Annotated in this window: 13 protein-coding genes; 9 read left to right on the forward strand and 4 right to left on the reverse strand. The window is 73.2% G+C overall.

Going from position 1 to position 20,956, the window contains the following annotated elements; genetic code table 11:
• Positions 1-144: 144 nt before the first annotated feature.
• Complete coding sequence (locus AMR74_RS07640) at positions 145-2,055, forward strand: rhomboid family intramembrane serine protease (protein WP_053771459.1); 1,911 nt, start codon at positions 145-147, stop codon at positions 2,053-2,055.
• Positions 2,056-2,091: 36 nt separating this feature from the next.
• On the opposite strand, the gene AMR74_RS07645 is transcribed toward AMR74_RS07640, so the two are convergent.
• Both AMR74_RS07645 and AMR74_RS07650 read right to left on the reverse strand, forming a co-directional pair.
• Positions 2,092-2,715, reverse strand: a complete 624-nt coding sequence (locus AMR74_RS07645) for an METTL5 family protein (protein WP_053771460.1) — start codon at positions 2,713-2,715, stop codon at positions 2,092-2,094.
• 3 nt (positions 2,716-2,718) lie between these two features.
• Positions 2,719-3,108 carry a hypothetical protein gene (locus AMR74_RS07650; RefSeq protein WP_053771461.1) on the reverse strand — a complete coding sequence of 130 codons (390 nt, stop codon included), beginning with the start codon at positions 3,106-3,108 and terminating at the stop codon, positions 2,719-2,721.
• Between the two features lie 388 nt (positions 3,109-3,496).
• Between AMR74_RS07650 and AMR74_RS07655 the strand changes: the two genes are divergently transcribed.
• From AMR74_RS07655 to AMR74_RS07670, 4 genes are all read left to right on the forward strand, one after another.
• A complete protein-coding gene (locus AMR74_RS07655) occupies positions 3,497-4,450 on the forward strand; it encodes a transcription initiation factor IIB (protein ID WP_053771462.1) in 954 nt (317 codons plus the stop codon).
• Between the two features lie 83 nt (positions 4,451-4,533).
• A complete protein-coding gene (locus tag AMR74_RS07660) occupies positions 4,534-4,968 on the forward strand; it encodes a universal stress protein (protein WP_053771463.1) in 435 nt (144 codons plus the stop codon).
• 33 nt (positions 4,969-5,001) lie between these two features.
• The gene (locus AMR74_RS07665) at positions 5,002-7,053 is read left to right on the forward strand and encodes a class I adenylate-forming enzyme family protein (protein ID WP_053771464.1); all 2,052 of its coding nucleotides are present in this window, start codon (positions 5,002-5,004) and stop codon (positions 7,051-7,053) included.
• 61 nt (positions 7,054-7,114) lie between these two features.
• A complete protein-coding gene (locus AMR74_RS07670) occupies positions 7,115-8,263 on the forward strand; it encodes an acyl-CoA dehydrogenase family protein (protein WP_053771465.1) in 1,149 nt (382 codons plus the stop codon).
• Between the two features lie 9 nt (positions 8,264-8,272).
• Here the strand turns inward: AMR74_RS07670 and AMR74_RS07675 are convergent, their stop codons facing one another.
• Positions 8,273-8,947 carry an MBL fold metallo-hydrolase gene (locus AMR74_RS07675; protein ID WP_053771466.1) on the reverse strand — a complete coding sequence of 225 codons (675 nt, stop codon included), beginning with the start codon at positions 8,945-8,947 and terminating at the stop codon, positions 8,273-8,275.
• Positions 8,948-9,097: 150 nt separating this feature from the next.
• On the opposite strand from AMR74_RS07675, the gene AMR74_RS07680 reads away from it, so the two are divergent.
• Both AMR74_RS07680 and AMR74_RS07685 read left to right on the forward strand, forming a co-directional pair.
• Positions 9,098-10,912 carry a MutS-related protein gene (locus tag AMR74_RS07680; protein WP_053771467.1) on the forward strand — a complete coding sequence of 605 codons (1,815 nt, stop codon included), beginning with the start codon at positions 9,098-9,100 and terminating at the stop codon, positions 10,910-10,912.
• A complete protein-coding gene (locus AMR74_RS07685) occupies positions 10,905-11,348 on the forward strand; it encodes a hypothetical protein (protein ID WP_053771468.1) in 444 nt (147 codons plus the stop codon). The genes AMR74_RS07680 and AMR74_RS07685 overlap by 8 nt, the downstream gene beginning before the upstream one ends.
• A 40-nt stretch (positions 11,349-11,388) precedes the next feature.
• On the opposite strand, the gene AMR74_RS07690 is transcribed toward AMR74_RS07685, so the two are convergent.
• The gene (locus AMR74_RS07690; protein ID WP_205625953.1) at positions 11,389-16,104 is read right to left on the reverse strand and encodes a glycoside hydrolase family 15 protein; all 4,716 of its coding nucleotides are present in this window, start codon (positions 16,102-16,104) and stop codon (positions 11,389-11,391) included.
• Between the two features lie 128 nt (positions 16,105-16,232).
• On the opposite strand from AMR74_RS07690, the gene malA reads away from it, so the two are divergent.
• Both malA and gghA read left to right on the forward strand, forming a co-directional pair.
• Complete coding sequence (gene malA / locus AMR74_RS07695; RefSeq protein ID WP_053771469.1) at positions 16,233-18,338, forward strand: alpha-amylase MalA; 2,106 nt, start codon at positions 16,233-16,235, stop codon at positions 18,336-18,338.
• Complete coding sequence (gghA, locus tag AMR74_RS07700; RefSeq protein WP_053771470.1) at positions 18,335-20,932, forward strand: glucosylglycerol hydrolase; 2,598 nt, start codon at positions 18,335-18,337, stop codon at positions 20,930-20,932. The genes malA and gghA overlap by 4 nt, the downstream gene beginning before the upstream one ends.
• Positions 20,933-20,956: the final 24 nt, after the last annotated feature.

Here is a 20,956-nt window from a genome sequence, read left to right on the forward strand (position 1 = left end):
CTCGGCCCGAGCCAGCTCCTTCTGGACCCCCCGCCTTCGCGCCGACGCCCGATCCCCGCTCCCGAGTTCCGTCCGTCGCCGCCCATCTTCGGTCCCCGCTCCCGACCCCCGTATTGATGTGTGCGCGGCTCCGTCGAACCTGACATGGTAGCAGAGGCGCTGACGGCGGACGCCGTTCACCTCGCCGCCGGGGGCGTCGCGCTCGCCGTCGCGCTCGCCGTCGTGTACTTCGTCGACCGCCCGAGCGGCGACTGGACGCGGGCGCTCCGGTCCCGACTCCTCCTCGGCGTCCCGTGGGGGACGCTGGTCGTGATGGCGGGCGTGGTGGGGGTGTACCTGTTCGTCCAGTCCGGCCTCAACAACCCGAACCGGCCGGTCGTCATCCCGTTCCGGTCGTGGTCGTACTTCTACCCGGAGGGGCTCGTCTGGTCGAGTTTCGCGCACGCGGGCCGCGGCCACATCACCGGCAACCTCCTCGCCGCTATCGTCGCCGGCGGCCTCTCGGAGTACGCGTACGGCCACTTCCCCGACGGTCGTGAGGTCGGGGAGGCGGACCGGCTCGCCGTCCGCCTTCGACGCCTGCCGAGTCGCGTGTGGGCGCTCCCGAGCCGAGCGCGGCGCCTTCCTCAGCGAATCCGAGCGGCGCCGGGTCGGCTCGCCGCCGTCGAGTCGCCCGCGGCGAACCCGTACGTCCGGGCGTTCCTGATCGTGCCCGGCGCCGCGGTCGCGTTCGGCCTCGTCTCCGCGCTGTTCGCGCTGGGGCCGGTGATCGGCTTCTCCGTCGTCGTGTTCGCGTACTGGGGGTTCGCGCTCGTCTCGCGCCCCGTCGCCGCGGTCGTCGCGATGGCCGGAACGACGCTCGTCGGCGTCCTCTACGACGCCGTCCGGGTCCCGGTGGCGTTCGCGGAGGCGTCCCCCTCCTACGGCGTGCCGGGGTGGGCGAACGTCGCGATACAGGGCCACGCGCTCGGGGTCATCGGCGGCGCGCTGGTCGCGGTCGTCCTGCTCCGGCGCCGCGGCCGAGCCCGGAACGGCGAGGGTCGGAGTACCGATTCGGACGCGGCCGCGGGGCGGTGGCGGCACCACCCGGTCGCGACCGCCGACGGCGGCGGGACTCGCGCGGACGCGACGGAGCGGTCGGCGCTCGTCGTCTTCGGCGCGCTGCTCCTGTTCGGCGCGTCGCGCCGGCTGTGGGCGATGTACTGGTACCTCGGCAACGAGCGCTACGAGCTGTACCGCGCGGTCGGCGTCGGGCTGCTCGCCCTGCTCGCGGCGATAGTCGCCGTCGCGGCCGTCTCGCGGGACGAGCCCATCTGGCCGGCTCGGGCGGTCCCGGACCCCGAGACGATCCGGGGCGGGATCCGGTCGGCGACGCCGGCGGCGGTCGGCCTCCTGCTGCTCGTCGCGGCGCTGGCGGTCGTCGCCGGGCCGGCCGTCGTCCCGAACCTCGTCGCGGTCGACGACGGCGACCTCCCCGGCGACCCGGTCGAGGTGGAGGGGTATCAGGTGACGTACGCGGAGGACGTGGAGAACCGGCTCGTTGGCGTCGTCGACGTCGAGGCGTTCGGCCGGTCGACGTCGGTCAACACCTCGGGGGTGATCGTCACCAACCCCGACCGCGAGATATGGACGACGGCCGTCTCGAAGGGGAACCTCGCGTTCTGGGGGTACCGCGCGGTCGACGTGGGCGGGACCGGCTGGCGCGAGACCGTGTGGGTCCAGCGGGTCGGCTGGGTGGCGGTGAACGGGGGGCCGACGTACCGGGTCGACGCGGTCCGTAACGAGACCCGACGGACGCTGTTCACGAGCGAACCGGCGCGCGCCGAGCCCCGGATCGACGGCCGCACCGTCGTCGTCGCGGCCGCGCGCGGGAGCTTCGAGCTGACGGTGATCGGCGGCAGCGGCAACAACGTCACGGCGCCGCTCCCGGCCGCGAACGAGTCGGTGACGGTTCGGGGGATCACCCTCGTGCGCGAGGGCGACGTCCTGTTCGCGGAGCGCGGCGAGACGCGAGTCCGGATCGCGCAGCGGGAGCGGTACGAGGGGCGTCAGTAGTCGAGACCGGCCGAACCGGAGCGGCGAGTGAGGAGCCTACGACCACTCGATCCGGTACACTTCGGTCTCGATGTCGCGCGCCGCGTCGGTGTGGTGGTCGAACTGCGCGTCGATCCGGAACTCGGCCGCGAAGGCGTGGGTCACCTCGCCGCCCTCGTCGGCGGCGAACGCCTCGACGAACTCCCGGCTCCCGCCGTTGTGGACCGAGTAGGAGACGTCGGCGAGGTCGCTCGCGACCGCGAGGAACTCCCGGTCGGCGTTGCGGTTCCCGTCCTGCGCGCCGAACGGCGGGTTCATCACGACGGTCGCCGGCTCCGCGACGGCGAGCGGGGGGCGCGTGGCGTCGCCGCGGACCCAGTGGACCGGCGCGCTGGCGGCGACGCGACGCTCGTTGGCCCGCGCGGTCGCGAGCGCGCCGCCGTCGAGTTCGAGGCCGACGACGCGGGCGGGACCGCGCAGCGCCGCGGCCAGCGCGAGCATCCCGGTCCCGGCGCCGAGGTCGATCACGGTCCGGCCGTCGACGTCGCCGTGGAGGTCGGCGAGGTGGACGACGTGGGCGGCCAGCTCCGGGGGCGTCGGGTACTGTTCGAGGGCGGCGTCCGGGCGCTCGAAGCCGGCGACGACGCCGAGCTTGGCCGCGAGCGACCGCTTCGTCGCCATCGGTCAGGCGGCGCCGTCGACGCGGACGAACTCGACGCCCTCGCGGTCGGCCCGTTCGGCGAGCGCCGCGAGCGCCGTGCGGGCCTCCTCGCACGGCTCGTCCTCGACGGCGACCTCGATCCGCCCGGCGCCGAGGAACGACGCCGCCCGGACGAGCCCGCGGAGGCGGTCGGCCTCGCGCTGGCGTTCGAGCGTGCCCTCGGCGTCGAACGCCGCCTCGGTCGCGACGGCGGCGGGCTGGTAGCCCCGGGCGGCGAGCCCCTGCTTGAGGTCGCGGAGGTGGTCGGGCGCGGTGCTGTCGAGGTCGGCCGCGTCGATGACGACCGGATCGACCTCTGCGGGGCGACAGCCGCGCAGCGTGCGTTCGATGCCGGACGAGGAGGTGGTACTCATACACACCTATTGGTATAGGTTATACAAAAATCTTTATAGATGTTTAGTAGTAATAATCAGAGATCAAGAGACGAGACGCGACGGCGACGAACGCATCGAGAACGGCGTGCGAGCGTCTCCGAGCGTCGGAATTCGCTCGCAATGGGGCCGCGATCTCGGGCCCTGAAATCCGGCGGCGAATCCGACCCCGGACCGCGGTCACGTTTCGTGCGTCACGGCGGCGGAGCGAGACGGGTCGCGGCCCGGGCCGATCCGACCCCGTATTCCCGGATTCGTCGGTAAACGCGCTCTCCGAGCGGTTAACCGGGTGACCGAGCGCCCGCTTATCATAAGGATCGTTGATGGGGGTGGACAAGGCTTAAATGTGCGACTGACCACAAACCTTTTAATGGAACGTCCGAGTCGCCAGCGGCAACAGGAGCGGGACACGGAGCAGGAAACGGACGAATCGACGGTCTCCTGTCCGGAGTGTGACTCGGAGGACATCGTCACCGACGCCGACCAGGAACTCGTCTGCGAGGACTGCGGCCTCGTGCTGGACGAGCGCAACATCGACCGCGGGCCGGAGTGGCGCGCGTTCAACCACAACGAGCGGCAGTCCAAGTCGCGCGTCGGCGCTCCGATCACGGAGACGATGCACGACAAGGGGCTGACGACGACCATCGACTGGAAGGACAAGGACGCCTACGGCCGGTCGCTCTCCTCGGAGAAGCGCTCGCAGATGCACCGGCTGCGGAAGTGGCAGGAGCGAATTCGGACGAAGGACGCGGGCGAGCGCAACCTCCAGTTCGCGCTCTCCGAGATCGACCGCATGGCCAGCGCGCTCGGCGTCCCGCGGTCGGTACGCGAGGTCGCGTCCGTCATCTATCGCCGCGCGCTCAACGAGGACCTCATTCGGGGGCGATCAATCGAGGGCGTCTCCACCGCCGCGCTGTACGCCGCCTGCCGACAGGAGGGGATCCCCCGCAGCCTCGACGAAGTCGCCGACGTCTCGCGGGTCCCGCAAAAGGAGATCGGCCGGACGTACCGCTACATCTCCCAGGAGCTCGGCCTGGAGCTGAAGCCGGTCGACCCGAAGCAGTTCGTTCCCCGGTTCGCGTCCGCGCTCCAGCTCTCCGAGGAGGTCCAGTCGAAGGCGACCGAGATAATCGACGTCTCCGCGGAGCAGGGGCTCCTCTCCGGGAAGTCGCCCACCGGCTTCGCGGCCGCCGCCATCTACGCCGCGTCGCTGCTCTGTAACGAGAAGAAGACCCAGCGCGAGGTCGCCGACGTCGCGCAGGTCACCGAGGTCACCATCCGCAACCGGTACCAAGAGCAGATCGAAGCGATGGGGTTCCGGTAGAGAGGCGGCGCCGCCGCGGGGCTACCGCGGCGCGAGACAGTTGATCGGGTTTTTAATCGCTACCGGTCGAACTACGGGGTGAGATGTACTCAGAGATCCTCGTTCCCACCGACGGCAGCCCGGCGTCGGACGCCGCGATCGAACACGCGATCGACCTCGCGGACCGATACGACGCCCGCCTCCACGCGCTGTACGTCGTCGACGGTGCGGCGTACTCCAGCCTCGAGGCGGGCGCGGAGATCGTCGTCGAGGCGCTCGAATCGGAGGGCGAGGAGGCGACGACCCGCGTCGCGGAGGCCGCCGCGGACGCCGGCGTCGAGTGCGTCACCAGCGTCACGTCCGGGACCGCCTACCGGTCCATACACGACTACGTCGACGACCACGACATCGACGTCGTGGTGATGGGGACCCACGGGCGGAAGGGGATCGACCGCTACCTGCTCGGGAGCGTCACGGAGCGGGTCGTCCGCACGTCGGACGTACCGGTGTTGACCGTGCGACAGTCGACAGATGAGTAGTCGCACCGCACTCGGCAGACGGGGGTGACACCGATGCGCGACTGGCTCTCCCATCGGGTGGTCTCGTCGCCGGACGACACCGCCCTGATCCGCGCCGAGGACGGCGAGGCGTGGAGCTACACCGACCTCGACCGGCTGGTCGCCGAGACGGCCGGTCGGCTCGTCGCGCACGGGCTCGGCGAGGGCGATCGGATCGGCGTGCTGACGCCCCCGTACGTCGGCACCGTCGGCCTCGTCCACGCGACGATGCGGATCGGGGCGACGTTCGTCCCGCTCGGCCAGGAGCTGACCGCGCGCGAGATCGCCGCGCGGATCGACCGGACCGACCTCGACGCCGTCGTCTGCGCGGAGCCGACGGAGCCGACGGCCACCGACGCGGCGGCGGAGATAGAGGGGGTCCCCGTCTACTCCGTCGACGACCCGACGAGCGCCGAGGTCACCGGGATCCACGACGTCGACCCGGCGGCGCTCGACCCGCCGACGTGGTCGTTCGACGACCCGCTCTGCGTGCTGTTCACCTCGGGGACGACCGGCGAGCCCAAGCCCGTGCCGCTGACCGCTGGCAACGTGTACAGCTCGGCGGTCGCCTCGGCGTTCCGGCTGGGGGTCGAGGCCGACGACCGCTGGCTCGTGTCGCTGTCGCTCCACCACATGGGCGGGCTCGCGCCGGTGTACCGGTCGGTCATGTACGGGGCGACGCTCGTGTTGCGCGAGGGGTTCGACGCCGGCGGCACCGCCGACGACATCGACGCCTACGACGTGACCGGCGTCTCGCTCGTCCCGACGATGCTCAAGCGGATGCTCGACCGACGGGGGACGCTGTCGGACTCGCTCCGCGTGGTCCTGCTCGGCGGCGCGCCCGCGCCGGCGGAGCTGTTGGAGCGGTGTCGCGACTACTCGATCCCCGTCTACCCGACGTACGGGATGACCGAGGCGGCCTCGCAGATCACCACCGCGACGCCGCGACAGACGAGGGACCGGATCGGAACGGTCGGCCGGCCCCTCTTCGGCACCGACGTGACGGTCGTCGGCGAGGACGGCGACCCTGTCGAGCCCGGCGAGACCGGCGAGGTCGTCGTCAGGGGACCGACGATCACGTCGGGGTACCTCGCGCAGCGCGACGGCGACCGGTCCGAAGCGGACGACGACGGCGGCGAATCGGTCCCCGACGACATCGACCTGAACGGGATCGATCCCGCGGCCGTCGACCGGTCGGACTTCGGACCGTACGGGCTCCACACCGGCGACGTCGGCCGGTTCGACGAGGAGGGGTACCTCCACGTGCTCAACCGGGTCGACGACCGTATCATCACCGGCGGCGAGAACGTCGAACCCGGCGAGGTCGGGGACGTGCTCCGGGGGTACGCCGAGGTCGAGGACGTGGCGGTCGTCGGCCTCGACGACGAGGTGTGGGGCGAGCGCGTCGCGGCGCTCGTCGCCGTCGGCGACCGGTTCCCTGACGGGGCGGGCGTCGCGGGGGACGCCGCGAACGGGGAGCCCGAACCGACGGCGACCGACGTACCGGAGGGGGAGTCGGCAGATCCGGCCGACGACGCGACGGGCTCCGACGACGCGACGGGCTCCGACGACGCGACGGGCTCCGACGACGCGACGCCGGTCGTGGCGGGCGAGGGCGTCGGCCCCGCACCGATCGACGAGGGCGCGTTCGTCGACTACGCTCGGGAGCGCCTCGCCGGCTTCAAGATCCCGAAGACGGTCGCGTACGTCGAGGATCTCCCACGGACCGTCTCGGGGACGGTCGACAGGGAGGCGACGCGGGCGCTCCTCCGCGAGCGAGGGACGGACCCCCGGAAGAGCACCGACGCGGACCTTGAGACGGCGGGGTTCAAGCCCGCGGACCCCGCCGAGCCGACCGGGCCGGCGGAGGCGGCGGCTCCGGACGGCGCGAGCATCTCGGAGTCCGACGCCGATCGCCCCGAAGAGGTCGAAATCGCCGACGCGGAGGAGGTCGCGGCCGGACCGACGGGCGACGACGAGACCGAGAAGGAGACAGCGGAGACCGAGGGAGAAGGCGACGCGGACGCCGAGGAGTCGGGCGACACGGACGCGGTCGGCGACGGATAAACTCACCCGGCGTTCTTCGTTGTTCCACCGACGTTTTGCCCGCGGAGCTCTGACGGGTCGTATGGAGCTGCTCGACGACAGCATCGTGCCGGAGCGCGCGCGAGACGTCAAACAGGAGGCGCGGGAGTTCGCCGACGAGTACATCGCCCCGAACGCGGAGGCGTACTACGAGTCCGGCGAGTACCCGTGGGAAGTGCTCGAAGCGGGGATGGACGCCGGGCTCGTCGCCCAGGACATCGGCGAGGAGTACGGCGGGAAGGGGTTCGACCTGGCGCAGGTGCTGGCCATCGCGGAGGAGTTCTACCGCGCCGACGCCGGCATCGCGCTCACGCTCCAGCTCGCCAGCTTCGGCGCCGAGATGGTCGAGGATTACGGGACCGAGGAACAGAAGGAGAAGTACCTCCGCCCGGTCGCCGAGAACGACCAGATCTCCGGGCTCGCGGTCTCCGAGCCGCAGACCGGCTCCGACCTGGCGGGCATGACGACGAAGGCCGAGAAGGTCGAGGGCGGCTACGAACTGACCGGCGAGAAGTACTGGGTCGGCAACGCTGTCGAGGCCGACTGGCTGACCGTCTACGCGAAGACCGGCGAGAGCGACGACCGCTACTCCAACTACACGCTGTTCATCGTCGAGACCGACTCCGACGGCTACGAGGCCGAGCACATCCCGGAGAAGATGGGGATGCGCGCGTCCAAGCAGGGCCACATCGTCTTCGATGACTGCTTCGTGCCCGAGGAGAACGTCGTCGGCAGCGAGGGCGGCGGCTTCTACGTGCTCGCGGACTTCTTCAACCACGGCCGCGTCATCGTCGGGGGGCACGGGCTCGGGCTCGCCGCCGCCGCCGTCGAGGAGGCGGAGGCGTTCATCGACGAGCGCGAGGCGTTCGGCCGCACCATCGACGACTTCCAGGCCGTCCAGCACACCATCTCGGACATGCGTATCGGGTTCGAGTCGGCGCGGGCGCTCAACTGGCGCGCCTGCGAGAAGGTCGCGAACGGTGAGGACGCCGGCTACTGGGCCGCGCTGGCGAAGACCAAGTCGACGGAGGTCGCCACCGACTGCGCCGAGAAGGGCATGAAGCTCCACGGCGGCCGCTCGATCCTGACCGAGCGCCGGATCGCCCGCGTCTACCGCGACGTGCGCATCCCGGTGATCTACGAGGGCGCCAACGACATCCAGCGCAACCTCATCTACCGGCAGTCGCGATAGGCGGGTAGATCAGACGGTCGCCGCCAGCCGCCGCAGGGCCTCGCCGCCGCCCGTCGCGAGCGGGTCGCCGTGTCCCACGCAGGCGACCTCGAACGACGGGGCGCGCGCCGCGAGGTCGCGCACGCTCGTCGCCACCGCGTCCGTGTCGTAGCTGATCAGCCAGCCGGATGGTTCGAGGTCGCCGTCCGACGCCGAGGTGAGGTCGCCGAGGAGGCCGACACCGAGTTCCCCGCTGACGTACGCGACGTGACCCGGCGTGTGGCCGGGCGTGTGGTACGCCGTGAACGACCCGATCCGCTCGCCGTCGCGGACGCCGACGACGTCGAGGTCGGCGCGGTCCGTGACGAGCCCGCCGAGTCGCTGGATCAGGCCCTTGTGATTCCGGATCGGCGGTGACCGCGACCCGCGAAGCAGCTGAGCGTCGAAGCCGTACGCGCGGACCGGCGCGTCGAGGTCGGGCGCGAGCGCCGCCAGCGTCCCGACGTGGTCGAGGTCGTAGTGGGTGAGCAGGACGCGGCCGACCTCCGAGACGGCGACGTCGGCCTCGTCGAGCCCGTCCCGGATCGCGGCCTCGTCCCACGGAGTCCCGGCGTCGACGAGCGTCGGCACGTCGTCGAAGACGAGGTACGCGTTGACGCCGCGACACTCGATCCGCCAGACGCCCTCGGCGATCTCGGTTGCCATGGCCTCCCGTACGGGAGCCGGATGCAAGAGCGCTCGCGTGCCGGATCGCGCCGCCGAGGTGGCGGGAGAGACATCGGGGCGCCGGGAAAGACATCGGGGCGCCGGGACGGGCGACGAAAACGCCAAGGCGCCGGGGCGACACCACGTGGTATGCGACTGGAGGACTACTGGGGGATCGGCCCAAAGACGAGCGAGCGGCTCACCGAGGCGCTCGGGACCGAACGGGCCGTCGAGGCGATCGAGTCGGCGGACGTCCGCGCGCTCGTCGACGCCGGCCTCCACCGCGGCCGCGCGACCCGCATCCTCCGCCGGGCGAACGGCGAGGCCGGGATGGACGTCCTCGCGACGGGCGACGCGCGCTCGGTGTACGACGACCTCCTCGGGCTCGCGGCCGACGCGGCGCTGACCGCGCACGCGGCCGACCGGATCAGGGTGATGACCCCCCTCCTCGACCGCGACGCCGTCGAGGAGCGCCTCGACCGGGTCGTCGCCGCCCGCGACGCGTGGGACGGCCTCGACGACGACGCGCGCGAGGCCGTCGCGGAGGCGTTCGTCGCCTACGACGAGGCGGACGGCTCCGACCTCGCCGCGGTCGAAACGGCGGTCGCGCTCCGCGAAGCGGGGCTGACTGACGGCCCGTTCGCGGACGTGGGCGCGCTCGACGGCGACCGCCTGCGCGACGCGGCCGACGCGCTCGCCGACGTACGGGGCTCGATCGACCCCGCCGGCGACCTCGACGGCGACGACATCGAGGTCGCGGCCGGCGCCGACGCGGAGCTGGACCGGCTGCGCGAGCAGCTCGCGGCCGCGCGCGACCTCGCGGACTCCGCGTTCGACGTGCTCGAAACCGTCCGCGACGGGAGCCTCCGGGACTTCGAGGCGCTGGAGGCGGCGACGGTCGACCACGTCGCGCGCGAGACCGGCGTCGAGCCGGCGACGGTCCGGTCGGCGGCGCCCGACGAGGCGCTCGACGCGGCCGACTTCGTCTCCGGGACGCTGCGCGACCTCGTCGGCGAACTGGAGGCCGCCGTCGACGAGCGCGAGGCCGCGGTCGCGGCCGACATCCGCGAGCGGCTCGGCGACGAGTCGGGCGCCGGCGAGGACACCGCGGTCGCCCGCGCCGCGACGGCGGTCTCGGACGCGGCGTTCCTGCTCTCGCTCGGGCGGTTCGCGGCCGAGAACGGGCACGTCCGACCGGCACTCGTCGACGACGGTATCGCCGTGCGCGGGGCGCGGAACCCCTTCCTCGGGGGCGACGTTCAGCCGGTCTCGTACGGCGTCGGCTCTCACTCGCTCGCGGGCGAGGCGGGCGTCGCGAGCGCGGACGCGCCGCCGACCGGCGACCGCGTGAGCGTCCTCACCGGAGCGAACTCCGGCGGGAAGACGACCCTTCTGGAGACGCTCTGTGCGGTCGCGCTGCTCGCGTCGATGGGGCTGCCCGTGCCCGCCGACGCGGCTGAGGTCGGGACGTTCGACCGGATCGTCTTCCATCGCCGGCACGCCTCCTTCAACGCCGGCGTGCTGGAGTCGACGCTGAAGTCGGTCGTCCCCCCGCTCGTCGCCGAGGGGCGGACGCTCATGCTCGTCGACGAGTTCGAGGCGATCACGGAGCCGGGCCGGGCCGCCGACCTGCTCAACGGCCTCGTCACGCTGACGGTCGACCGCGGCGCGCTCGGCGTCTACGTCACCCACCTCGCGGAAGACCTGAGCCCGCTGCCCGACGCCGCCCGGATCGACGGCATCTTCGCGGAGGGGCTGACGAACGACCTGGAACTCCGCGTCGACTACCAGCCGCGGTTCGAGACGGTCGGGAAGTCCACGCCGGAGTTCATCGTCTCGCGGCTCGTCGCGAACGCCGGCGACCGCGGGGTCCGCGCGGGCTTCGAACACCTCGCCGGCGCGGTCGGCGAGGAGGCGGTCCAGCGAACGCTCTCGGACGCCGAGTGGGCGGCGAACGATGACTGACGACGAGGGGAGTCGGGGCGTGGGCCCCGACCGGATCCGGTCGGTCGCGGTCCACCGCGAGGACGTGGCGAACGCGCTCGAAGCGACGCTGCGGAGCGACCGCGAGGTCGTCCTCCGCGCGACGCCGCCCTTCTCGGGGCGGATGCGGGCCCGACTCCACGCGCTCGACGCGGGAGGCGGCGACGCGGACGCCGGCGACGGGGCTCCCGCGCCGCTCCACATCGACCCGCGCGCGCTGGTGGCCGAGGCGCCGCCGTACCCCGAGGTCGACGACACGGCGGCGGAACACCCCGACGCGGACCTCGCGGCGCGGCGGAAGCGACACGCCGAGGCGGTCGAGGACTGGCGCGAAACGGTGCGCGAACGCGTCGCCGAGACGGTCGAGATCGAGGTCGACGGCGAGACGCGCACCGTCGATGTCACCGCGCTAGGGTAGAAGGACTTCGCGGTCCGCGGCCTGACGCGGCCGCGACGCGCTACAGGCGGAGCCGCTCGACTGCGGTCCCCGCCGCCTCGAAGTCGTCGTCGGTCGCGGCCGCGACCACGACCGTGTCGGCGTCGGTGTCCGCGTCGAGGTCGACCTCGAACGCGCCGTCGGCGCCGGGGGAGACGAGCCGCGACGTCTGCCGCGTGTGAACTGCCACGCGCTCGGCGTCCGTCTCACCGGCGATGACGACCGAATTTTCCACGAACTCGGCAGTGGCCGTCAGGTCGGGACCGGCCGGGCGGTCGCGGTCGACGTAGCGGTCGCGGACGACGGTCGGCGTCTCGACCGGCTCGCCCGCGTCGACGCCGTGCGCCAGCCGGACGAAGCCGGCCATCGACCACGCGAGGGGGGTCGCCCCCCCGGTGCCCTCGCCGAACTCCCAGCCGTACTTCGTCGGGTGCTCGCGGTCCCACACCTGCTCGGGGAGCATCAGCCCGGAGTTGCCGAAGCCAGCCATCGTCTCCAACAGCGCCTCGGGTTCGAGCGCGTCCTCGTCGGTGCCGCCGAAGGCGTCGGGGCCGTCGCCGCGAGCGCGGAGCTCGTACTCCCCGCGCTCGCCGGTGAAGATGGGCCAGAGGCGGCCGCGGCCGTCGCCGGTCCCGGCCCACGGCGCGCCGGGGTCCCCCACTGCGATCTCGCCGTACGCGTCGCCGACGTAGCGGTACCAAGCGGCGCCGTGGGGGGTGTCGACGCGGATCGAATCGTCGACGACGGCGACGGAGTTCCGGACCACGGGGTCGTCGGCGGGCTTGATCCCCAGCCGGACGAGTTCGAGGAAGCCGCCGTCGACGATCTCGCGCTCGTCGTACGTCGGACCGTCGTTGGCGATCGTGCGCGGGCGACCGGACTCGGGGTCGCCGTCGGCCGTGATCCGGACGTAGTACGGGGTCCGCTCGTGGCGGTCGGTGCCGGTCGCGGTCGCGCACCAGTCCTCGACGCGGGCGGTCCAGTCGTCGGCGAGCGCGAGCCACGCGAGCGCGTCGGCGCGGAGCGACTCGGGCGACTCGGCCGCCCCGCTCCCCGCCTCCTCGGCCCCGTCGCGCCGGTCGGCCTCCGCGAGCGCGAGCGCGGCGCCGCAGACGAGACCCGCGATCTCGGCCGCGATGCTCGACGGCGAGTAGCCCGCCTCCTCCTCCCAGCGCTCCTGGGCGGTCTCGGGGCCGTTCTCGGCGATGTAATCGAGCGAGCGGGCGACCTGGTCGTAGGTGTAGTCCGCGTCCGCGAGGGTCACGCCGCGCTCGTACAGCTGCCACGCCATCACGGAAGGGAAGCCGATGTTGTCCATCTGCTCGCCGCCCCACCGGGTCCGCCCGTCGATGTAGGTGTTCTGCGGGAGGAAGCCGTCGTCGTCCTGCTGCGTGTTGTAGAGGTACGCCAGGGCGTCGGCGCCTCGTTCGAGGTCGTCCATCTCGATCAGCGCCGTGAACACCTGGTAGAGGTCCCGCGACCAGACGAAGTTGTAGCCGTAGCCGCGGTCCTCGGCGGCGTACTCGGTCTCGCCCCACGGGACCGAGGGGCTCGCGATCCCCGCGCCGTCGTGGGCCTTGTCCTCAACGGCCGCGAGCGTCATCAGCGCGAAGCGGTACTGCGCCGCGAGGTCGGGGTCGTCCGCGACCGAGTCGGGGAGCTCGCGGTCCGCGAGCCACGAGCGCCACGTCTCGGCGTACGCGTCCGCGGCGTCGTCGAAGCCGCGCGCGAGCGCCCCCTCGGCCTCGCCCAGCGCGGCCGCGGTGTCGGCGTCCTCGGCGAACCCGAGCGCGACCGTGTCGACGACGCGCTCGCCGCTGCCGACGAGGCCGGCCAAAACGACGTTGCCGACCGCCTCGGCCGACTCGTCGTCGCGCTCGCCGTCGCCGAACAGCGCGTCCGCCGCCTCGCCGCCGGCCGCGAGCGCGCTCGCCCAGTCGAACCCGTCGCCGCTCGCCAGCGCGAGCGCGGGGTCGAACGGCTCGCCCTCGTCGTCGACGAGCTTGCCCGAGTCGCGGTCGGGGTCGTCCTTGCGCGCGATCAGGTGCGCGCCGCGGTCGCCGTCGACGCGCTCGGCGCGGTCGTTCGTGCCGACGTTGGCGATGGTGACGTCCGCGAGCGCGTACACGTCGTACTCGCGGCTCCCCTCGAACCGCACGTCCGCGAGGATCGCCGTCCCGTCGGTGTCGACGGCGTACTCGACCCGGAGCGTCCAGGAGTGGCCGTGGCCGTCGCCGGTCTCGCGGATCCGCTGGACGTAGGCGAGCGCGTCGTCGGCCGCCGGCTCCGTCGTCCGCTCGATCGTCTCCGTCGCCGAGACGTGGCCCGTCTCGTCGAACGTGCGGATCGCGTACTCGGAGTCGGGGTCGGCGACGAGGAAGTCGAACGTGCGGACGTTCATCACGTCGATCCGCGGGAACCGCGCCTCGGTGAGCGCCCCCTCGGTGAGCGTGAACCACACCGGGACCGGGTCCTCGGCGTCGTAGTCGCCCGGCGTGCCGAGGCCGAACTTCCGGCCGGTCGTCCAGTGCGGACCCGTCTCGGGCCCGCTCTCGCGGTCGTGCGGGACCGGGAGCTCGCCGTGGCTCGCCAGCGTCACCGTCGCGTCGATGCGGAGCGCGTGCGACCACGCGATGGGCGTCGCGCTGTCGAGGTCGCCGTCGTCGAACGCCTGCTCCGCGAACAGCCCCGCCTCGTTGACGAAGGGGCCGTCCGGGCCGCACAGCTCGTACAGGTCGCGGGCGTCCGCGAACAGCGGGCCGGCGGCCCCGCCGCGCTCGTCGACGACGCCCGCGAGCGTCGCCGCGGCCGTCGCGCCCCACAGCGTCGCGATGGACCACACCTTCGCGGCGCCCTGTTCGGCCGTGCGCCAGTCGTCGCCGGTGAACCTGACGAGCCCCTCGACCGAGGCGGTCTCGCGCCGGAGCGCGTCGATCGTCTGCCGGACGTGCGTGTTGACCCGGTCGAGGAAGCGGTCGAACTCCGTCGTCGCGACCGAGTCGACGCCGGCGGGGCCGGAGCCGTCGGTGGCGGCCGCGGCGTCGCCCGGCGCGGCCTCGTCGTCGAGCAGGGCGGCGTACTCGGCGGCCGCCGTTGCGAGCGCGAAGGTGCTGGCGTCGGCGCGGGCGTCCTGCCCCTCGTCGCTTGCTCGCTGGAGGAACCGATCCGTGTCGGGGTTCCAGCGGGCGTCAAGGCCCGACAGCGCCGCGTCGGCGGCGGCGGCGGCGTCGGCGCGGAGCCCCTCGTCGACCGGCGCGCGAGCCACCGCGGCGAACGCCCGGAGGAACTCGGCGCCGGTGTGGGTGAACCGGCCGAGCGCGTTCTCCCAGCAGTTCTGACAGCGGCGGGGGAGCCCGTCGTCCTCGGTCGTCTCGAGGAGGAAGTCGACGGCGTCGGCGATCGTCTCGTCGATCCGGTCGCGCCACTCAGCGGGGAGGTCGGCCTCGCGGCGCAGCGTCGCGAGGAACGCGACGACCGTCGCGGGCTGGTCGAGCTGGTCGTTGGGGCCGGGCGTCGCGTTCGCGCCCTCGATCCGGGCGTTCGCCCACCCGGGCGCGACCTTCCCGGAGTCGGCCCACACCCGATGGGGCCACGAGCCGTCGGCGTCCTGCGTCCGGCAGAAGAAGCTCGCGGCCGCGAGCAACTCCTCGCCGGCGTCGAGGCCGAGCTCCTCGCTCGCGTCGAGCAGCGCGGTCGACACCGTGGCCTCGTCGCGGAACCAGGTGTAGCCGTAGCCCCCCGAGGTGGAGTAGAAGGGGTCGAACTCGGGCGCGGCGATCCGGGCGCCGGACTCCGCGGTGAGCAGGTCGAGCGCGCGGAGGTCGCTCGCGATCACCGAGCGGCGGGGGGCGTCCTCGGGCACGTTCGGACCGCGGCCGTCCGCGGCCTCGCGCAGGTCGTCGGCGTCGGGGTAGGCGGTCGCGATGTTCGAGACGGCCTCGATCCGGCGCTGGCGGTCGATGCCGTCGGTGAGGGCGTCCTTCGCGTCGTCGCCGGTGTCGCGCGCGTCGCGGCGGTCGACGACGGCGCGCCCGGCGAGGGTGACGCGCTCGGTGCGGCCGTCGCGCTCGAACGGGGCGCGGACGACGACGTCCGGGGTGAGTCGAGAGTCCTCGCGCCGGTCGATCTCGCCGCGGTGCGGGAACCCGTCGCCGCCCTCGCCGAGCAGCTCCGGGATCGTCCGCAGGCGCTGGCCGTGGGCGTTCGAGAGGCCCGTCGAGGCCGTGAGGAAGTCGTGTTCGGTGCGGTGGTACACCTCGACGACGCCGCCGTCCTCGGGGCCGGCGCCGTCGTGGACCATGTTGCCGACGCGGCCCTCGACCATGTCGGGCGAGAACGCGTAGGCGGCGACGAGCTCGGCGTCTGCCGGGGGCGAGCCGCGGAGTTCGACGTGGGTGAGGTGGGTGTCGCCCACCACCAGGTCGAACTGGTGGATGGTGTAGCGGCCGGCGTCGTACTCGGTCTCGACGAGCGGCGTGTCGCCGTCGTAGTGCTGGCGGGTCGTCTCGAGGTCGTCGAACCAGCGGACACCGCGCCCGGCGGTTATCCCCGTCCGGAGGCGGTCGGCGCCGCCGACCTCGGAGAGGGAATACGAACAGTCGTGGACGGTCCCGTCCGGCCCCACGTGGACCAGTCGGCCGTCGTCGCCGGTGAACGCGCCGGCGGTCATCGAGTGCTCCGCCGGGTAGCGCTCTCCGCGCCGACGTTCGTGCTCCGTTAGGGCGGTACGCAGTCGCATACCCGCCCTGCGCCTGCCGGAGTAAAAGCCTTGACGACCGCGGCGGGTAACCGCGCGGCGGTCGGCGCCGCGGCGCGGTCACCGTCACAAGAGCAACACCGAAGGCCCCGGGGGTCGATGGCCGTCACATGCACCACCCCGGACCCCCGCGCTTCCTCGCGACCGGCGAGCGGACGGAGCTTGCACCGAGAGATCCGAACCCGGACGGCGCGTACGCGTGGCGCGTCGCCGACGCGCCGCCCGACAGCGAGTCGACCGTCGGCGACGGCCCCGTGACCGGATTCACCCCCGACGTGCCGGGGCGTTACCTGCTCGGCCTCGACGCCCCGGACGGCGACCACCTCCTCACCGTCCGCGCGTTCCCGGCGAGCTACGAGGGCGTCGACGTCGCGGGCGGGAGCGGGACCGCGATCCGCGACCGGGACGCGGACGACGGGCCGCGCGACTACGCCGCGCAGGGGCGACACGAGGGGGTCGGCCGGCCGCGGGTGCGGGTCGAAGCGAGCGTCGTGTTCGACGAGGAGCCGGGCGAGGAGGGCGAACACGCCGGGGAAGCGGTGTTCACCGCGGTCCCCTCGCCGAACCCGGAGTCCTCGCTCGACGCCGACGACCTGGCCGTGACGTTCGTCGTCGACGACCGCGACGTGGCCGACGCCGTCGCGGCGGGCCGCACGAACCCGCGGGACGCCCTCCGCGCGAGCGAGGGCGGCCGCGAGCTCCGCGTGCCGCTCGACGCGGTGCCGGACCGGCTCCGGGTACACGCGGTCGCGGTCGCGCGAGACCCGGGCGAGGACCCGCGCGTGAGCGTCGCCGACGCGGCGGCCGTCGAGCGCGCCGCGGGCGACCGGGCCGCGGCCGACGAGGCCGTGGGAAGCGAGGCCGTGCGGGTCCCGGACGCGCCCGACTTCGAGACGGTGCGGCTCAACGACCCGCCCGAGTGGACCCGCGAGGCCTCGGTCTACGAGGTGTTCGTCCGCACCTTCGCCGACGCCGACGAGGGCGAGGCGTTCGACGCCATCGCCGAGCGGATCCCGCGGATCGCCGACCTCGGCGTCGACACGCTGTGGCTCACCCCGGTCCTCGGCCACGACGGGAAGCCGCACGGCTACAACATCGTCGACTTCTTCGACACCGCCGAGGACCTCGGCGAGCGCGAGGACTTCGAGGCGCTCGTCGAGACCGCCCACGACCACGGCATGCGCGTGCTGTTCGACTTCGTCGCCAACCACACGGCGCGCGACCACGAGTGGTTCCAAGACGCCTACCGGAATCCGGCGTCGCCGTACCGCGACCGCTACGAGTGGCAGGAGTCGGGCGAGCCGGGCACGTACTTCGACTGGGAGCTGATCGCGAACCTCAACCACGCGAACCTCGACGTGCGACGGTTCCTGCTGGACGTGGTCGACGAGTGGGCGCCGCTCGTCGACGGGTTCCGCTGCGACATGGCGTGGGCGGTCCCCGACTCCTTCTGGCGGGAGCTCCGCGACCGCGTGAAGGACATCGACCGGGAGTTCCTCCTGATGGACGAGACGATCCCGTACATCCCGGGGTTCCACGAGGGGATGTTCGACGTCCACTTCGACGCGACGCTGTACTTCCAGCTCCGGCAGATCGGACGGGGGGCGGCGCCCGCGGAGTCGGTCCTCGACGCGGTCGGCCAGCGCGCCGAGATCGGGTTTCCGGACCACGCCGAGTTCCTCCAGTACATCGAGAACCACGACGAGACGCGCTACCGCGTCGAGTGCGGCGACGCGGCCGCGGCCGCCGCGGGCGCGGCGATCATGACGCTGCCGGGCGTCCCGATGGTGTACGCCGGCCAGGAGATCGGGCAGCGCGGGCGCCGTGACGCGATCGCGTGGGACCACGCGCGCGAGGAGGTCCGCGAGCGCTACGAGCGCCTCCTCGCGGTCCGCCGGGACCACCCCGCGCTCGGGCCGGACGGCGACCTCGCGCGCGTCGACTACCACGTCGCGAGCGGCAATCTCTCGGAGAAGCCGGTCGTCGCGAGCGGCGACGCCCACCCGGACGACGTGGTCGCGTTCCGGCGCCGCGACGGCGACGAGACGCTCCTCGTCGTCCTCAACTTCGCGCCGGCCGACGCGAGCGTCGCGTTCGACCTCGACCACGGGGAGCGCGATCTCGTCACCGGCGAGGACTGCCTCGTCGAGGACGGCGAGGGCACGGAGCGGGTCCGCGTCGACGAGGTGGCGGTGGTGCCGGTCTCGGAGCCATGAGCGGCGGTCGGGCGGCCGACCGCGGTCCGGACGGCCCGTCCGTCCTCCCGGACGAGACCGCCGCGCTGGTCGACGCCGCGCGGCGGGACCGGGCGTCGGCGGACGACCGGTTCGCGGCCGCGAGCGAGATCGCGCCCCGGCTCGGCGCGCACCCCATCCGGCCCGACGGCGCCGACCCGGCGACCGATCCCCCGGAGGGCGTCGCGTTCGGATTCTGGACGCCGGATCTCGTCGCGGACGGCGTCCCGGCCGAAGACGTGCGCCTGGAGGTATTCACTCCCGTCGACGACGGCGGCGACGGGTTCGCGGTCGATCCCGGCCGCGAAGACCTCCGGGAGGTCTCGTTCCGGATCGACCGGCTCCCGACGGAGCGCGACGGCGAGTTCCACTGGGTCGCCGTCGAGGGGCTCCCGGTCGGGACCGCCGACCGGCTCGGCGCGCTCTACCAGCTCGTCGCCCCGGAGCCAGACGGCGACGGATCGTACCGGACCGTCAGGGACCCGCTGGCTCGCTCGCTCCCGTTCGGGGCGTTCGCACCCGCCGAGGCGTACGACTGGCCGCGGCTCGACGCGACGCGGCCGGACCGCGACCACTTCGCCGCGCTCGGCACGGACGAGGAGTCGGTCCCGACCGACGAGGACGACGGCTTCCCGCGGGTCGAGCCCGCGACGAGCATGCTGGAGGTCCACCCCGGCACGTCGACCGAGTTCGGGTCGCTGCGCGCGCTCGCGGCGCGGTTCCGCGAGGTCGGCGACAAGCTGGAGCGCGGCGAACCGCTCGACCCGCACGAGCGCAACTACGCCGGCTACGACGCGGTCCAGCTGATGCCGGTCGAGCCGCTCACGCAGGCGTACGGCCGGCAGTGGTACTGGCGGCCGGGCGGCGCGGAAGGGGCGGCGGACGGCCCACCGCTGAACCGGGACGCCGACGCCGAGACCGCGACGGTCGGGGTGAAGCGGCCGGACCAGCGGAACTGGGGGTACGACGTGGTCGTGAGCGGCTTCGGCGCCGCGAACCCGGCGCTGCTGGAGACGGGCCGGCCCGACGAGCTCGTCGAGTTCATCGCCGCCTGCCACGCGATGCCGGACCCGATCCGGGTCGTCTTCGACGTGGCGCTCGGCCACGCCGACGAGGCGGCCGCCGAGCTGCTCCCGGACCCGTTCTTCGAGGGGCCCGGGATGTACGGGCTCCACCTCGACTACCGGCAGCCGGTTGTGCGAGCGATCCTCTTGGAGCTCCACCGGCGGAAGGCGAACTTCGGCGCGGACGGGATCCGGGTCGACGGCGCGCAGGACTTCACCTACCACGACGAGGAGACCGGCGAGCAGGTCCACGACGACGCGTTCCTCGACGCGTTGGACGGCGTGGTCCACGAGGTCGCGGGGACGGGCTACCGCCCGTGGATGATCTTCGAGGACGGTCGGCCCTGGCCGCGGGAGGACTGGGAGCTCGCCTCGACGTACCGCACCCTGATCGACCGACACCCCCACGCGTTCCAGTGGTCGCCGGTGACGTTCGCGCACAACAAGCCGGCGCTGCTCACCTTCTGGGCGACGAAGTGGTGGCGGATGCGCGAGGTCGGCGAGTTCGGAAGCCGGTGGATCACCGGCGTCGCCAACCACGACACGCTCCGCCGCGGTTCGCAGGTCGAGGTGACGGACGACTGGAGCGGCGAGCTGATCAACCCGTACCTCGCGGCCGACCCGCGCGGGACGATCCGGGAGGCGTACGACAGCCCCGCCGCGCTCGTCTGGTTCCACGTCGCGATGCCGGGCGTACCGATGGACTTTCTCCACGCCAACTACCGCGCGCCGTGGGGGTTCGTCCGCGACACCGACCCGACGTGGAACGTGAAGGTGGTCGCGGAGGAGGCGCCGTGGATCGACTGGCACGTCCCCGAGGGAGCGCTCGCGGACGCCGACGGCACCGGTGACGCGTTCCCGCGGCTTCGGGCGCTCGGCTTCGAGACGCGCGCCGACCTGAAGTCGGTCGCGACGACGCTGTCCGACCTCGTCGACGCGACCGACTACGACGTGGACCTGATCGCCGAGCTGTTGTCGGCGATGGGGACGCCGATGGACGCGGAGGAGGCCGGCAACGGGCTCGACGCGGACGACCTCCAGCGCTTCTCGTTCGCGTGGAGCGGCGACGTGAGCGAGTACCTCACGCTCGACCGGTGGGCGGACGAGCAGGACGGGGCCCGGACCGCGTTCGACCGCGCGGTCCGAGAGTTTCGGCAGGCGCGACCGTGGCTCCGCGACGACGTGGACCCGGACCGCGGGGAGGCGTTCGGCTACCGCCACCCGACCGAGGGAACCGTGGTGTACGAGGCGTGCCGGCGCGCACCGGACGGAGACGAGACGCTGCTCGTCGCCTGTAACACGGAGGGGACGCCGGTCGAGGTCTCGCCGGCCGCCGTCCTCGCCGACCTCGGAGCGGAGCGCGCCGGCGGCCCCGGCGACGACGCGAGCGGCGAGTGGACTGTCGCGCTCGCGCCGCCCGACCTCGGCGTCGAGCCGGGTGACTCCGCCGGCTCGACGGCGTCGGTGACGCTGGAGACGGCGGACGCGGTCGTGTGGCGGCGGACGGAGTGACTGGCGGCCCGCCCGGGCTCCGAG

Origin of the sequence: Halorubrum tropicale (genome assembly GCF_001280455.1) — an archaeon.
Classification (GTDB): domain Archaea; phylum Halobacteriota; class Halobacteria; order Halobacteriales; family Haloferacaceae; genus Halorubrum; species Halorubrum tropicale.

What these genes read in the sequence shown, in the direction of transcription:
- AMR74_RS07680 (WP_053771467.1), top strand. Translation starts at nt 9,098, where the DNA reads ATGCGACTGGAGGACTACTGGGGGATCGGCCCAAAGACGAGCGAGCGG.
- AMR74_RS07670 (WP_053771465.1), top strand. Translation starts at nt 7,115, where the DNA reads ATGGAGCTGCTCGACGACAGCATCGTGCCGGAGCGCGCGCGAGACGTC.
- gghA (WP_053771470.1), top strand. Translation starts at nt 18,335, where the DNA reads ATGAGCGGCGGTCGGGCGGCCGACCGCGGTCCGGACGGCCCGTCCGTC.
- AMR74_RS07665 (WP_053771464.1), top strand. Translation starts at nt 5,002, where the DNA reads ATGCGCGACTGGCTCTCCCATCGGGTGGTCTCGTCGCCGGACGACACC.
- AMR74_RS07640 (WP_053771459.1), top strand. Translation starts at nt 145, where the DNA reads ATGGTAGCAGAGGCGCTGACGGCGGACGCCGTTCACCTCGCCGCCGGG.
- AMR74_RS07675 (WP_053771466.1), bottom strand. Translation starts at nt 8,947, where the DNA reads ATGGCAACCGAGATCGCCGAGGGCGTCTGGCGGATCGAGTGTCGCGGC.
- AMR74_RS07655 (WP_053771462.1), top strand. Translation starts at nt 3,497, where the DNA reads ATGGAACGTCCGAGTCGCCAGCGGCAACAGGAGCGGGACACGGAGCAG.
- malA (WP_053771469.1), top strand. Translation starts at nt 16,233, where the DNA reads ATGCACCACCCCGGACCCCCGCGCTTCCTCGCGACCGGCGAGCGGACG.
- AMR74_RS07650 (WP_053771461.1), bottom strand. Translation starts at nt 3,108, where the DNA reads ATGAGTACCACCTCCTCGTCCGGCATCGAACGCACGCTGCGCGGCTGT.
- AMR74_RS07645 (WP_053771460.1), bottom strand. Translation starts at nt 2,715, where the DNA reads ATGGCGACGAAGCGGTCGCTCGCGGCCAAGCTCGGCGTCGTCGCCGGC.
- AMR74_RS07660 (WP_053771463.1), top strand. Translation starts at nt 4,534, where the DNA reads ATGTACTCAGAGATCCTCGTTCCCACCGACGGCAGCCCGGCGTCGGAC.
- AMR74_RS07690 (WP_205625953.1), bottom strand. Translation starts at nt 16,104, where the DNA reads ATGCGACTGCGTACCGCCCTAACGGAGCACGAACGTCGGCGCGGAGAG.
- AMR74_RS07685 (WP_053771468.1), top strand. Translation starts at nt 10,905, where the DNA reads ATGACTGACGACGAGGGGAGTCGGGGCGTGGGCCCCGACCGGATCCGG.